The organism is Acidovorax sp. GW101-3H11, assembly GCF_001633105.1.
In the GTDB taxonomy this organism is placed as follows: domain Bacteria; phylum Pseudomonadota; class Gammaproteobacteria; order Burkholderiales; family Burkholderiaceae_C; genus Acidovorax.
In genome coordinates this window covers 1-13286 of sequence record NZ_LUKZ01000014.1, presented here as the reverse complement: position 1 = coordinate 13286, position 13286 = coordinate 1, and the positions used below count along the sequence as shown (strand labels likewise).

Sequence of the window (13286 nt, the reverse complement as noted above, 5' to 3'; positions counted from 1 at the left end):
CGGGCATGACAACGCTGTGACAGATCGCGCCGCTGTCACGAAATTTTCACGGCACTGTCACTGCAGCGCGCCACCATGGCGCATCTTTTTTGCACTGCCGGATGGCTCCCCATGTTCTACAACAACGCCCTTGACTCCCAGGAGCTGATGCAGCGCATCGCCAATGACCTGATCGACAGCTACGACGAAGAGCTGGAACTGGAGATCGAAGACCGCGAGGTGGACGACATTGGCGCCCCCACCGCCGCCGACAAGCTGGCACGCCAGCAGTATTTCAAGGAGCTGTTCCGCCTGCAGGGCGAGCTGGTCAAGCTGCAGGACTGGGTGCAGCACAGCCGCGAGAAGGTGGTGATCCTGTTCGAGGGGCGCGACGCAGCGGGCAAGGGCGGCGTGATCAAGCGCATCACCCAGCGGCTGAACCCGCGCGTGGCCCGCGTGGCAGCCTTGCCCGCGCCCAACGACCGCGAGCGCACGCAGTGGTACTTCCAGCGCTATGTGGCGCACCTGCCGGCGGCGGGCGAGATGGTGCTGTTTGACCGCAGCTGGTACAACCGCGCGGGCGTCGAGCGGGTGATGGGTTTTTGCAGCGACGGCGAGTACGAGGAGTTCTTCCGCACCGTTCCCGAGTTTGAAAAGATGCTGGTGCGCTCGGGCATCCGGCTCATCAAATACTGGTTCTCCATCACCGACGAAGAGCAGCATCTGCGCTTTCTGGGCCGCATCCACGACCCGCTCAAGCAGTGGAAGCTCAGCCCCATGGACCTGGAAAGCCGCGTGCGCTGGGAGGCCTACACCAAGGCCAAGGAGACCATGCTGGAGCGCACCCACATCGCCGAGGCGCCCTGGTGGGTGGTGCAGGCGGTGGACAAGAAAAAGGCGCGCCTGAACTGCATTGCCCACCTGCTGGCCCAAATGCCCTACCAGGAGGTGCCACACCCCGCCGTGGTGCTGCCCGACCGCGTGCGCAACCCCGAGTACCTGCGCCAGCCCGTGCCAGCATCCATGTATGTGCCGGAGGTCTATTGATCGCCATGGATCATATGCTATAAAAAATATAGCTACAAAGGCATATCCATTGCGCGCAGAAGCCTAAAAAAGCTTCAAAAATCCTGCTCGAAAACCTGGAAAGCCGTGCACGGGCTCTGAGGAAGGCCGTGCCAGGTCAGTGCGGTCGGCCGGTGTCGCCTTGCGACGGCGTGCCCCCGCGCCCGAACTGGTGCCAGGCGCGGCGTAGCTGGGTGTCGGAGCTGAAGCCCGCCATCAGCGCCGCCTGTGTCACGTTCTGGCCTGAGCGCAGCGCGGCCTCGGCCGTGGCCAGGCGGATGCGCCGCAGGTACTGCAGCGGGGCGATGCCCGCGTGCTCCAGAAACAGCCGGGTGAGGTGGCGCGGGGAGGTGTGGGCCACCTCAGCCATCTGGGGCACGCTCCAGTCGGCCTGCGGTTGTTGCCCCACGGCGTCCTGCACGCGGTGCAGGGCAGGGTGCAGGTGGTTGCGGTGGTGCAGAAAGGGCGAGAACTCCGGGTCGTTCGGCCCCCGGCGCAGCGCCACCACCATGGCCTGCGCCACCTGGGCCGCCAGCGCGGGGCCGCAGGTGTCCGAGATGCGGTGCAGCAGCAGGTCGATGCCCGTGGTCACGCCCGCGCTGCTGTACACAGCGCCGTCGGCCACAAACACGCGGTTGGCGACCACATCACAGCGCGGGTCCACGGCGGCCAGCTCGTCCAGGTGCAGGTGGTGCGTGGTGGCACGGCGGCCCGTGAGCAGGCCGGCATGGGCGGCCAGCACCGAACCGGCGCACACGGTGACCAGCTCCAGCTGCCCCGCCACGGGCCGCAGCCCGCGCAGCCAGTGCAGCAGCGCACGTGCCTCGTCGCCCGCCACGTCGATGTGTTTGCCTGCCAGCCCCACCAACACCACCCAGGCAGGCGTGGGCAGGGTGGCGGGCAGGGGCTCCAGCCCCGTCAGCACCGCGCCCACCGAGGTCACGGACTGCGGCGTGGGGCTCACGAAATGCTGCACAAACCGCTCGGGCTGGCCCCGGTTCACCAAGGCCTGGTTGGCGATGCGCAGCGCCTCGGCCGGGCCGGCCCAGTCCAGCACCAGGCTGCCCGGCAGCAGGGCGAAGTACACGTGGATGGGGGAGGAGGGTGGTGTGTCCTGCATCGAAGGTTCTTGGCTCAAAGGCGTTTCATGGCGCCGTGTTCCATGGGGTGTCCATCTGGCGGGCGGTGCGCTGCGAGAGTGCTGCGCCCGCCAGCCGGGTGACCAGGTGCAGGCTCATGTCGATGCCCGCGCTGATGCCGGCCGACGTGACCAGTGCACCCCGGTCCACCCAGCGCACATTCTCCTGCACGTCGAGCGCCGGGAACTGCGCGCGCAGGTCGGCAATGTCCTCCCAGTGGGTGGTGGCCGGGCCTTCGGTCAGCACCCCTGCCGCCGCGAGGATGAACGCGCCCGTGCAGACCGATGCCGTGATTTGCGCACGGCCCGCCGCCTGGGCCACCCAGGCGCGGGTGGCGGGGCAGGCGGCAGCGGCATCGACCACGCCGCCGGGCACGATGAGCACATCGGGTGCGGTGGCGCTGGCGAAGTCTGCATCGGGCAGCACGCGCAGGCCTGCGCGGGCGCACACCGGGGCCAGGCTGCGGGCCACGCACTGCACGGCAAACGGCGCGGGGGCGCCGGGGTGCTGGCGCTGGTGCATGCGGCTGGCCGTGGTGAAGACCTCGTAGGGCCCGCCCAGGTCCAGGGCCTCCACGTCGTCGAACACCAGGATGGCGACCTGCAAGGGTTGCTTGCTCACTGGTGTACCTCCGGCTTCGCCTGCGGTGCGAGCTTGCTGGGGGCGGCCCGGCGCGGCGCTCATGCGGCCGCCCGGTCCAGCGCCTGCTGCACGGTGCACAGCGTGGCAAAGCGGCCCTGCAGCACGGTGGCGGTGCGGGTCTTGATGTCGGCCGCCGCCAGCACCTGGCCGTCGGGCTGCACCATGTCCCAGGTGTGGGTGGCGTCGGTCACGTAGTCCACGGCCCAGCCCAGGTCGGACGCGTGGCGGGTGGTGGTCTCGCAGCACTGTTCGGTGCGGATGCCGCTGACGATGAGGCGCTGGATGCCATGGCGCGTGAGCCACACATCCAGCCCCGTGCCCACCAGCGCGCTGTGGCGCGACTTGGTGAAGGTGGCGGCTGCGTCGTAGCTGGCCAGGCCCTCCAGGGCGCGCACCTGGCCCGATGCCTGGGAGAACGGGTTCTCGGCCACCTCGGGGCCCTCGCTGTGGAACACCCGCACCACCGGGATGCCCTGGGCGACGCTGCCCGCGATCAGTGCGTTCTGGGCCTGCAGGTAGGCGGGCAGGTCTTGCTCGGTGAAGAATGGGCGGTGGCGGAAGGATTCCTGGACATCAATCACAATCAGACAGGTTTTCATGCGGAAATCTCTGGAGAGGGGTGTTTGTAAGCCCCTATCCTCGCGCCGAAGGCCCTTGTTGTCCGATGCTTGCGGGACAGACTTCGATCAATTTAGGCCATTTTCTGGCTGGTCCTTTTCTGATCGCAGTCCACCGAGGCGCCCCGTTCTCCCTCCCTCCTTTCGTTTCGCAGTCCCGTCAGCGCAGCTGGCGCGGTGCCTTTGCCGCAGGCAGGGCCGCTGGGGCGCTGTCGTGCTCAGCCCCATGCCCACTCTCGTGTCCCCCCTCGTGCAGCCGGAAGGCGGCCACCACCTGGTTCAGCTCGTGCGCCTGCTGCTGCAGCGCGGCGGCGGCGGCGGTGGCCTGCTCCACCAGGGCGGCGTTTTGCTGGGTGCCCTGGTCCATCTGGGCAACGGCCTCGTTGATCTGCTCGATGCCGTCGGTCTGCTCGCGGCTGGCCTGGCTGATCTCCTCGATCACGGCCGACACGCGCTGCACGCTGTTCACTACCTCCTGCATGGTGCTGCCCGCCTGCTGGGCCAGGTCGGCGCCCGCCTTCACCTGCTCGGCCGAGTTGCCGATCAGCGCCTTGATCTCCTTGGCGGCGGCCGACGAGCGCTGGGCCAGGCTGCGCACCTCGCTGGCCACCACCGCAAAGCCCCGGCCCTGCTCGCCTGCGCGCGCGGCCTCCACGGCGGCGTTCAGCGCCAGGATGTTGGTCTGGAACGCAATGCCTTCGATCACCCCGGTGATGTCGGACACCTTGCGCGAGGACGCGTCAATGGAGCCCATGGTCTGCACCACCTGCTCGACCACCGCGCCGCCCTTGCGCGCCACTTCGGAGGCCGACTGCGCCAAGGCACTGGCCTGGCGGGCGTTGTCGGCGTTCTGCTTGACGTTGGAGGTCATCTCCTCCATCGAAGCAGCGGTTTGCTCCAGCGCGCTGGCCTGGGATTCGGTGCGCGCCGACAGGTCGTGGTTGCCTGCGGCGATTTGCTGCGAAGCGCTGGCGATGTGTTCGGTGCCGTTGCGCACCTTCTGCACGATGCGGTGCAGGTTGTCCTGCATGGCCTGCATGTCCCGCATCAGGCTGGAGTGGTCGCCCGCGCGCGTGGCCACGGCCACTGCCAGATTGCCTTCGGAGATGCTGCGGGCAATGCTGCGCGCGTAGTCGGGCTCGCCCCCCAGCTGCCGGATCAGGTTGCGTGCGATCAGGGTGCCGATGACCAGCAGGGCCGCGCCCAGCAGCAGCGCCAGCAGGCCAAAGCGGGTGGCGCGCCGCCAGATGGCGGTGTCCACGGTGTCGATGTACACCCCCGAGCCAATGACCCAGCCCCAGGGGGCGAAACCCTTCACGTACGAGGTTTTTTCGACCGGCGTGTCGCTGCCCGCCTTGGGCCAGAGGTAGGGCACAAACCCTGCGCCGCTGGCCTGCACGGTGCGCACAAACTCCACAAACAGCTGCTTGCCGTTGGGGTCCTTGTTGGCGGTGAGGTCCTGTCCGTTGAGTTCGGGGCGGATGGGGTGCATCACCATGCGCGGGTGCATGTCGTTGATCCACAGATATTCATTGCCGCTGTAGCGCACGGCCTGGATGGCCGCCGCCGCGCGCTTGCGCGCCTCGTCCTCTGGCATGCCGCCCTTGGTGCTGAGGTCGTGGAAATGGGCGGCGATGCCATGCGCCGACTCCACCACCTGGCGCACGCCGGTCTGGCGTTCTTCCAGGATCAGCTGGCGTTCGGACACCAGGAACCAGGTGGTCAACACGATGATGCCGAGAACAGCGCTCAGCACCAACAGGGCCAGCTTGCGTGCAGTGGTCATGGGGCCTCCTGAAACGGAATGGAGGGCGTGTGCGGAAGGGGCGGCTCCCCTGCCACATGGGCACCCTGCTGGCAGGGTAATGCCGCCTTTTCGCGGGCGGCAGGGCAATTACCCGCATGGGCGGGAATGGGGGGCTGTGGCAGCGGGGGAAAGGCAGGCCCGTGCAGACCTGCAGAGCGCGGCAGCGCCGCAAACCGTGCGGCGGGGGCGCTACACCAGCCGCGCCGCCACAAGTTCCTTCTTGAGGTAGGCGTAGAACAGCGGCGCCGCCACCAGCCCAGCGGGGCCGAACACGGCCTCGGCCACGAACATCACGGAGAGCAGCTCCCACACGCCCATCTGCGTGCGGCGGCCCACCACCTTGGCGTTGATCACGTATTCGGCCTTGTGGATCAGGATCAGGAAACCCAGGCAGGCCGCAGCCGCCAGCGGCGACACCGACAGCCCCACGATGGTCAGCACCACGTTGCACACCAGGTTGCCCACGATGGGCACCAGCCCGGCGACAAAGGTGAAGGTGATCAGCACCGGGGTGTAGGGCAGCTCCATGCCCCACAGCGGCAGCACAAACAGCAGAAACAGGGCCGTGAGCAGGGTGTTGAACGCCGCGATCCAGAACTGCGCCGCCACGATCTGGCGGAAAGCCTCGCCGAACAGGGTGATGCGCAGCCGCAACTGGTCGGCCAGCGGGCCCAGGGCACTGCCCAGGGGGCGCACGGCGGCCAGGGCGCCGATCAGCAGCCCCACGTAGGCAAACAGCACCCCGGCCAGCCAGGCACGCCCGGCCATGGCCAGCGCGCCCGCCTTGGCGCCCAGGTAGTTGGCAATCACGCGCTGCAATTCGACGGCTCCGTCGGGCAGGTGGCTGGCCATGTCGGGCGGCAATTTCAGCCGCAGCTCCAGCACCGTGCGGGCCATGTAGTTGAGCAGTTCCTGGTACTGGTGCGGCGCAGCCACCAGGTAGCCGCGCGAATGTGTCAGCCCCACGCCCAGCAGCACCAGGGGCAGCAGCATCACCAGCGCGGCGGCGGCGATCTGGGCCAAGTGCAGGGTGCGGGGTGTTGCCGAAGGCTGGCGCAACGCACGCGCGGCCAGGGCGCCAAACCACCGCGTGAGCGCCCGGGTGAGCAGAAAGCCCAGGCACACGCACAGCAGGCCGGGCAGCAGGCCGCGCCACATCACCAGCAGCAGCACACCTGCCATCAGCAGGTAACTCGCAACCATGACGCCCCGGGTGGCAGGGCGTGCGGGCGTGGCCGCGTCAAAGTCCGCAGCAGAGGTCATCCCGTCCACGGGAACGGGTGGGGTGGGGGTTGCCGCAGGCGGCAAGGCAGGGAGGGTGGGACGCGATGCCATGCGCAGTCACCTCAGGAACGGTCTGGTGGGGCGAACACAATCCAAAGCGCAAGCGGCGCGCACAAGCCAGCGCGTGGCCAGCGCGCGGCTGGCCGTGGCGGGATGGGGGCCAGGGTCTTCAGGCGACCACCACGGCGGCGCCATCGCCGCGTGCGGCAATCGCACCAATGGTGTAGACCTGTTCGCCCGCCGCACGCAGCGTGGCGGCTGTGGCCTCTGCGTTGGCGGCATCCACCACCACCACCATGCCGATGCCGTTGTTGAAGGTGCGGTTCATCTCGATGTCGTCGATGCCAGCGGTCTTCTGCAGCCAGGCGAACAGCTCGGTCTGGGGCCAGCTGCCCTTGGTGAGGTGGGCGGCAGTGCCTTCGGGCAGCACGCGGGGGATGTTTTCGAGCAGGCCGCCGCCGGTGATGTGGGCCAGCGCCTTGATGGGATGGGCTGCCAGCGCGGCCAGCACGTTCTTCACGTACAGGCGGGTGGGTTCCATGATGGCCTGCTTGAAGGGCTTGCCGTCCAGCGTGGCGGGGGCGCTGTCGCCTGCGCGGTCGATGCACTTGCGCACCAGACTGAAGCCGTTGGAATGCACACCGGCCGAGGCAAGGCCCAGCACCACGTCGCCGGGCTTCACATCCCGGCCGGTCAGGATCTTGGACTTTTCGACCGCGCCCACCGCAAAACCGGCCAGGTCGTATTCACCTGCGGGGTACATGCCGGGCATTTCGGCGGTTTCGCCGCCGATGAGTGCACAACCGGAGAGTTCGCAGCCCTTGGCGATGCCGCCGACCACGGCAGCGGCTGTGTCCACATCGAGCTTGCCGCAGGCAAAGTAGTCGAGGAAGAACAGGGGCTCGGCGCCCTGCACCAGCACGTCGTTCACGCTCATGGCCACCAGGTCGATGCCCACGGTGTCGTGCATGTTCCATTCAAACGCCAGCTTGAGCTTGGTGCCCACGCCGTCGGTGCCGGACACGAGCACGGGTTCCTGGTAGCGCTTGGGCACTTCAAACAGCGCGCCAAAGCCGCCGATGCCTGCCAGCACGCCTTCGCGCATGGTCTTCTTGGCCAGCGGCTTGATGCGCTCGACCAGCGCGTCGCCCGCGTCGATGTCAACGCCGGCGTCTTTGTAGGAGATGGGGGTGGAGGAGGCAGAGGAACTCATGGGAGGTGCTTTGGTGCTGGTAGGCCCGCCGGGCGGGCTGGAATCCGGGGATTTTAAGGGGGCTGGGCCGACCGCCCCGCTCAGCCCTGTGCAAGCGGGGGCTTTGGTGGGGTGGCTTCGGTGCGTGCGTGCCACAACACACCTACCAGCGCCAGGGCGCTGAACGCGCCTCCGGCGAGGAAGGTGGCGCTGGCGCCCCACTGGTCCCACAGCAGGCCCGCCAGCGCGCTGGCAACCAGCAGCGCCACGCCGCTGGCCAGGTTGAACATGCCAAAGGCCGTGCCGCGCAGGTCGGCGGGCGCGCTGGCCGCCACCATGGTGGCCAGCAGCCCCTGGGTCATGGCCATGTGCAGGCCCCACAGCGCAATGCCCAGCCAGGCCGCGATGCCGTTGCCACGCCAGGCCAGCAGCGCATCGGCCGCAATCAGCGCCACCAAGCCCCAGGCCAGCAGGGTGGTGTGGTTCATCCGGTCGGAGAGCTTGCCCAGCGGGTAGGCGCCCAGCGAGAACACCAGGCTCATGAGCACCAGCGCCAGCGGAGTGAGGGCCAGGGGCAGCCCCCCTTGCTGCAGGCGCAGCACCAGAAACGCCTCGCTGAACCGCGCCAGCGTGAAGACCGCGCCCAGGGTCACCACCCACCAGTATTTTTGGCTCAGGCGGCGCAGGTTTTCGCGGCGGATGGGGTTGGTGCGCGGCTGGCCGCTGGGGCGCTCGGGCTCCTTCACGCCACACACCAGCACCACGATGCACAGCGCGGCCGGGATCACAGCCACCCAGAACACCGCGCGGAAATCGTTGGCCCACAGCAACATCAGCCCCATGGCCAGCAGGGGGCCCAGGAAGGCACCCACGGTGTCCAGCGATTGCCGCAGGCCGAACGCCGCACCCCGCTGGTCGGGCGGCGCCAGGTCGGCCACCAGCGCATCGCGCGGCGCCGCCCGGATGCCCTTGCCCACCCGGTCGAGCAGCCGGGCCGTGATCACCCAGCCCGCCGTGGACGCCAGCGCGAACAGCGGCTTGGACAGGGCCCCCAGCCCATAACCCACGATGGCCAGCGGCTTGCGCTTGCCCCACCAGTCACTCAGCGCCCCCGAAAACACCTTGAGAACCATGGCCGTGCCCTCGGCCGCGCCTTCGATCAAGCCCACCGTGAGCATGCTCACGCCCAGGGCCGTGACCATGAAGACCGGCAGCAGGCTGTGGATCATTTCGGAGGAAATGTCCATGAGGAGGCTGACAAACCCCAGGGCCCAGATGCCAGCGGGCAGGCGCTTGGAGGGGGAGGCGGGAGGTGCCATGGTGCGGGTTCTTGACAGCGGGGTGGGGCGGCGGCGGCAGGGGGGCTGCGCCAGACTAAAATCGGGTCCATTGTCGCCCAGCCCCCTGCCCAGGGAGCCGGTCGCGCCCCGCGCCGTGAGCCACTTTGCCGCTGCACCCCGCCGCTGCCACCCATGGCCGGGCGCCTTCTTCCCATTCTCCTGTGATGCTGCTGCTGAAACTGTCCTCGCCTGCCGCTCCCGCACCGACCGCCACGGGCCTGCCCCTGCCGCCGGGGGGCCTCGCATGATGATGAAGCAACTGGCACTGGACATCGGCCTGGCCACGGGGCCCACCCTGGCCCGTTTTTTTGCGGGCCCCAACGAGGCCGCCCTGCAGCACCTGCGCCTGGCCGCAGGCGATGGCAGCAGTCAGGCCACCCGCTCGCCCGTGCCCACCTACCTGTGGGGCGAGCCCGGCAGCGGCAAGACACACTTGCTCAAGGCCGTGCGCCAGGCCCTGCGCGAGCAGGGCGCCAGCGTGGGCTGGCTCGACCCCTCGGTGGCCGAGCCGCCGGATTTCAACGAAGACTGGGCCGCCATCGTCATGGACGATGTGCACCTATATGACACCGCCCAGCAGGCCACGGCCTTCAACTGGTTTGTCAACGCCATCAGCCCCGCCAGCGGCAGCCAGCGCTGGGTGCTGGCTGCGGGCGACCTGCCCCCGGCCGACCTGCCGCTGCGCGACGACCTGCGCAGCCGCCTGGGCTGGGGCCATGTGTTCCAGCTGCAGCTGCTGGGCGAGGCCGAGCGCCGCTCGGTGCTGCGCCAGGAGGCCGATGCGCGTGGCGTGTTCCTGGGCGACGAAGTCATGGACTACATGCTCAACCGTTTTTCGCGCGACCTGGGCAGCCTCATGCAGCTGCTGGACCAGCTTGATGCATTCGCCTTGCGCACCCAGCGCGCCATCACGATTCCGCTGCTGAAAACCATGCTGGAGTCGGAGTGAAGCGGTGTTTCCCTTTTGTCTCTTTGTGAATCTCAATGACCTCTGAACCACGCCGGCTGCGGCTTGCGCTGTTCGACCTGGACCACACGCTGCTGCCGCTCGACTCCGACTATGAGTGGGGCGAGTTCACCATCCGCATCGGCTGGAACGACCCCGTGGAGTTCGCGCGCCGCAATGACGAGTTCTACGCCCACTACCAGGCGGGCACGCTCAACGTGCACGACTACGTGCGGTTTGCCACCGAGGCCGTGCGCCTGCGCGGACCCGAGGCGGCAGCGGCGGCACACCAGCAGTTCATGCGCGAGGTCATCACCCCGGCCATAAAGCCCCAGGCACTCGACCTCATCCGCCAGCACCAGGCGGCGGGCGACGAGGTGCTGATCGTCACTGCCACCAACGAGTTCGTGACCGGCCCCATCGCCCAGGCGCTGGGCGTGCCGCAGCTGCTGGCCGTGCAGCTGGTGCGGGATGCGAGCGGCTGGTACACCGGCGAGATCGACGGTGTGCCCACCATGCGCGAGGGCAAGGTCACGCGCATGGAGCAATGGCTGGCCGCGCGCCAGCTCAGCTGGGCCGATGTGGACAGCACGTTCTACAGCGACTCCATGAACGACGTGCCCCTGCTCGAAAAGGTGAACCGCCCGGTGGCCACCAACCCCGACCCGCGCCTGCGCGCCCTGGCCCAGCAGCGCGGCTGGCGCATACTGGACCTGTTCACGGCCCCTGCCAGCCAGGCGGCCTCCTGATTACTCCCTATCCATGATCAAGAAGTTCATCGACAAACTGCTGGGCAAATCGACGCCCGGCACCTCGGGCGGCAAGCCCCATTTCGGCAAGCGCGAAGAGGTGCCTGCCAGCGTGCACGGCATCAACCCCGAGCTGGTGGACCGCCGCGCCGCCGAGGTGGTGGCCACGCTCAAGCAGGCCGGTTTTGAGGCCTACATCGTGGGCGGCGCCGTGCGCGACCTGCTGCTGGGCCTGCGCCCCAAGGACTTCGACGTGGCCACCAACGCCACGCCCGAGCAGGTCAAAGGCCTGTTTCGCCGCGCCTTCATCATCGGCAAGCGATTTCGCATCGTGCACGTGGTGCACGGCCGGGGGCGTGAGCATGAGGTGATCGAGGTCTCCACCTTCCGCGCCTACCTCGACAACGCCGCTGCAGGGCAGGTGTCGGGCAACGAAAAGACCAGCAAGGCCCAGCTGTCGGGCATGCAGCATGCGGTGGACGCATCGGGCCGCGTGTTGCGCGACAACGTCTGGGGCCCGCAGGACGAAGACGCCACGCGCCGCGACTTCACCGTGAACGCCATGTACTACGACCCGGTGAGCCAGATCGTGGTGGACTACCACAAGGGTTTGCAGGACGCGAAGAAGAAGACCCTGCGCATGATTGGCGACCCCGCCACGCGCTACCGCGAAGACCCTGTGCGCATCATCCGCGCCGTGCGTTTTGCGGCCAAGCTCAGCCCGCTGGGCTTCAGCATCGACGCCAAGTCGGCCGCGCCGCTGGTGCAGTCGCAGGCGCTGCTGGCCGAGGTGCCGCAAAGCCGCATGTTTGACGAAATGCTCAAGCTGCTGCAGACCGGCCACGCGATCGCCACCATTGAGCAGCTCAAGAAGCTGGGCATGGCCAAGGGCATCTACCCGCTGCTGGATGTGGCCGTGGAGCGTGCCGACACCCCGTTTGTGAAGGCCGCCCTGGTGGACACCGACCGCCGCGTGAACGAAGGCAAGCCCGTGGCCCCCAGCTTCTTGCTGGCCTGCGTGCTGTGGGAAGACGTGCGCAACGGCTGGCAAGAGCGCCTGAACCAGCGCCAGCACCCGCTGCCCGCGCTGCAGGAAGCCATCGACGAAGTGTTTGACCGGCGCATTGGCGACGTGTCGGGCCGGGGCAAGCTGGCCGCCGACATGCGCGAGATCTGGGTCATGCAGCCCCGCTTTGAAAAACGCGTGGGCAGCACCCCGTTTGGCATGGTCATGCAGCCGCGCTTCCGGGCCGGGTTCGACTTCATGCGCCTGCGCGCCGATGTGGGCGAGGTCGAGGAAGCGCTGGCCGAATGGTGGCAGGACTTCCAGGCGGCCGACGACGAGCGCCGCGAAGACCTGATGGACCAGGCGCGCGAAGAGCAGAAGGCGCGCCAGAAAGCGCAGCAGCCCGTGGTCAAGCGCGTGCCGCGCAACCAGGCGCCAGCGCCCGCATCGGCCCCGCGCGCGGCAGGCCAACCGGAAGACGCTGATCTGCCAGAGGGCGACGCCGAGTTCGCCAGCGAAGGCGGCGGCCCTAAAAAGCGCCGCCGCCGTCGCCGCAAGCCCGGTGGCGGGGCGGGCGGTGGTGGCGAAGGCGCAGCGCCTGCCACGGCAGGCGAGTGAGTGAATGAGTGAGCTGGCGGGACATGGGCGCTGAGCCCTCCCTGGCCTACGTGGGCCTGGGCGCCAACCTGGGCGAGCGCGAAGCCGCCCTGCGCAAGGCCCTTGGCGCCCTGGGTCAATACCCCGGCACCCGCGTGCTGCGAGTGTCGCCGCTGTACGGCAGCGCCCCGGTGGATGCTGGCGGCCCCGACTACCTGAACGCCGTGGCCGAAGTGGCCACCACCCTCGCGCCCGAGGCCCTGCTGCAGGCGCTGCAGGCCATCGAACAATCCGCCGGGCGCGAGCGCCCCTACCGCAATGCCCCCCGCACGCTGGACCTGGACATCCTGTGGTTTGGCGACCAGGTGATTGGCACCCCCACCCTCACCGTGCCCCACCCCCGCATGGACGAACGCGCGTTTGTGCTGCGCCCCCTGGCCGACCTGGTGCCTGAGCGGGTGAGCGCCGCCGCCTTGCAGGCCGTGGCCGCGCAGAGCATCTACCAGCTGGCCGATGCGGGCTGGGCAGAAGGTGCTGTGGGTGGTGCTTGCTCCTGAATCAGGAGCTGCTAGCGCTTTCTGGACGGGCGGTAGAGGCCAAAAACCCCGTAGGTTGGGTTAGCGAAGCGCAACCCGACGTCACCGCAATCCCGCAGCGCTCTCCACGGGAGTCGGGTAACGCCCTGGCGGGTTCACCCGACCTGCGGGATGGGGATGATGCTCCTGAATTAGGAGCTACTAGCGCTTGATGGGCGCGCGCAAGAGGCCAAAAAAGGGCTCTCTTCCGTTTCGGGTGGAAAGCCACATTCCCCACCATAGCCATGGTCAGGCCCTTGCTTTTTGCAAAGGACTGCCCGGCAGGTGAGTGAGCTTTCCAGCGATCAGGAACGCCATGGCGATGAAGTGGTCGGTGGTGCCATAGCC

At 68.4% G+C, this 13286-nt stretch carries 12 protein-coding genes; 5 read left to right on the top strand and 7 right to left on the bottom strand.

Going from position 1 to position 13286, the window contains the following annotated elements; all coding sequences use genetic code 11:
- Positions 1-111 precede the first annotated feature (111 nt).
- Positions 112-1026: a polyphosphate kinase 2 gene (gene ppk2, locus A1D30_RS15275; protein ID WP_063461590.1), complete on the top strand. Its 915-nt coding sequence runs from the start codon at positions 112-114 to the stop codon at positions 1024-1026.
- A 136-nt stretch (positions 1027-1162) separates the two neighbouring features.
- Here ppk2 and A1D30_RS15270 read toward each other — a convergent pair whose 3' ends face one another.
- From A1D30_RS15270 to A1D30_RS15240, 7 genes are all read right to left on the bottom strand, one after another.
- Positions 1163-2164: a helix-turn-helix domain-containing protein gene (locus A1D30_RS15270; protein ID WP_063461589.1), complete on the bottom strand. Its 1002-nt coding sequence runs from the start codon at positions 2162-2164 to the stop codon at positions 1163-1165.
- A gap of 25 nt (positions 2165-2189) precedes the next feature.
- Entirely contained in the window at positions 2190-2804 is a 615-nt protein-coding gene (locus A1D30_RS15265; protein ID WP_063461678.1) for a DJ-1/PfpI family protein, read from the bottom strand.
- A 59-nt stretch (positions 2805-2863) separates the two neighbouring features.
- Positions 2864-3424: an isochorismatase family protein gene (locus tag A1D30_RS15260; protein WP_063461588.1), complete on the bottom strand. Its 561-nt coding sequence runs from the start codon at positions 3422-3424 to the stop codon at positions 2864-2866.
- A 178-nt stretch (positions 3425-3602) separates the two neighbouring features.
- Positions 3603-5228, bottom strand: coding sequence for a methyl-accepting chemotaxis protein (locus A1D30_RS15255; protein ID WP_082836476.1), 1626 nt, complete (start codon positions 5226-5228; stop codon positions 3603-3605).
- A 210-nt stretch (positions 5229-5438) separates the two neighbouring features.
- On the bottom strand, positions 5439-6512 hold the full coding sequence (locus tag A1D30_RS15250) for a hypothetical protein (RefSeq protein WP_063461587.1): 1074 nt from the start codon (positions 6510-6512) through the stop codon (positions 5439-5441).
- Positions 6513-6702: 190 nt separating this feature from the next.
- The gene (gene purM / locus A1D30_RS15245) at positions 6703-7746 is read right to left on the bottom strand and encodes a phosphoribosylformylglycinamidine cyclo-ligase (protein WP_063461586.1); all 1044 of its coding nucleotides are present in this window, start codon (positions 7744-7746) and stop codon (positions 6703-6705) included.
- An 80-nt stretch (positions 7747-7826) separates the two neighbouring features.
- A complete protein-coding gene (locus A1D30_RS15240) occupies positions 7827-9044 on the bottom strand; it encodes an MFS transporter (RefSeq protein ID WP_063461585.1) in 1218 nt (405 codons plus the stop codon).
- A gap of 271 nt (positions 9045-9315) precedes the next feature.
- On the opposite strand from A1D30_RS15240, the gene hda reads away from it, so the two are divergent.
- From hda to folK, 4 genes are read left to right on the top strand one after another with little or no spacing between them, the layout of a single operon-like run.
- On the top strand, positions 9316-10014 hold the full coding sequence (hda, locus tag A1D30_RS15235; RefSeq protein ID WP_063461677.1) for a DnaA regulatory inactivator Hda: 699 nt from the start codon (positions 9316-9318) through the stop codon (positions 10012-10014).
- Between the two features lie 35 nt (positions 10015-10049).
- On the top strand, positions 10050-10760 hold the full coding sequence (locus A1D30_RS15230) for an HAD family hydrolase (protein WP_063461584.1): 711 nt from the start codon (positions 10050-10052) through the stop codon (positions 10758-10760).
- 13 nt (positions 10761-10773) lie between these two features.
- Complete coding sequence (gene pcnB, locus A1D30_RS15225; protein WP_063461583.1) at positions 10774-12384, top strand: polynucleotide adenylyltransferase PcnB; 1611 nt, start codon at positions 10774-10776, stop codon at positions 12382-12384.
- Between the two features lie 23 nt (positions 12385-12407).
- Positions 12408-12920, top strand: a complete 513-nt coding sequence (gene folK / locus A1D30_RS15220; RefSeq protein ID WP_063461582.1) for a 2-amino-4-hydroxy-6-hydroxymethyldihydropteridine diphosphokinase — start codon at positions 12408-12410, stop codon at positions 12918-12920.
- Positions 12921-13286: the final 366 nt, after the last annotated feature.

Bases quoted from the DNA above. Each gene is read 5' to 3' on its own strand.
- ppk2 (WP_063461590.1), top strand. From the start codon at position 112: ATGTTCTACAACAACGCCCTTGACTCCCAGGAGCTGATGCAGCGCATC.
- A1D30_RS15270 (WP_063461589.1), bottom strand. From the start codon at position 2,164: ATGCAGGACACACCACCCTCCTCCCCCATCCACGTGTACTTCGCCCTG.
- A1D30_RS15260 (WP_063461588.1), bottom strand. From the start codon at position 3,424: ATGAAAACCTGTCTGATTGTGATTGATGTCCAGGAATCCTTCCGCCAC.
- A1D30_RS15255 (WP_082836476.1), bottom strand. From the start codon at position 5,228: ATGACCACTGCACGCAAGCTGGCCCTGTTGGTGCTGAGCGCTGTTCTC.
- A1D30_RS15250 (WP_063461587.1), bottom strand. From the start codon at position 6,512: ATGACCTCTGCTGCGGACTTTGACGCGGCCACGCCCGCACGCCCTGCC.
- purM (WP_063461586.1), bottom strand. From the start codon at position 7,746: ATGAGTTCCTCTGCCTCCTCCACCCCCATCTCCTACAAAGACGCCGGC.
- A1D30_RS15240 (WP_063461585.1), bottom strand. From the start codon at position 9,044: ATGGCACCTCCCGCCTCCCCCTCCAAGCGCCTGCCCGCTGGCATCTGG.
- hda (WP_063461677.1), top strand. From the start codon at position 9,316: ATGAAGCAACTGGCACTGGACATCGGCCTGGCCACGGGGCCCACCCTG.
- A1D30_RS15230 (WP_063461584.1), top strand. From the start codon at position 10,050: ATGACCTCTGAACCACGCCGGCTGCGGCTTGCGCTGTTCGACCTGGAC.
- pcnB (WP_063461583.1), top strand. From the start codon at position 10,774: ATGATCAAGAAGTTCATCGACAAACTGCTGGGCAAATCGACGCCCGGC.
- folK (WP_063461582.1), top strand. From the start codon at position 12,408: ATGGGCGCTGAGCCCTCCCTGGCCTACGTGGGCCTGGGCGCCAACCTG.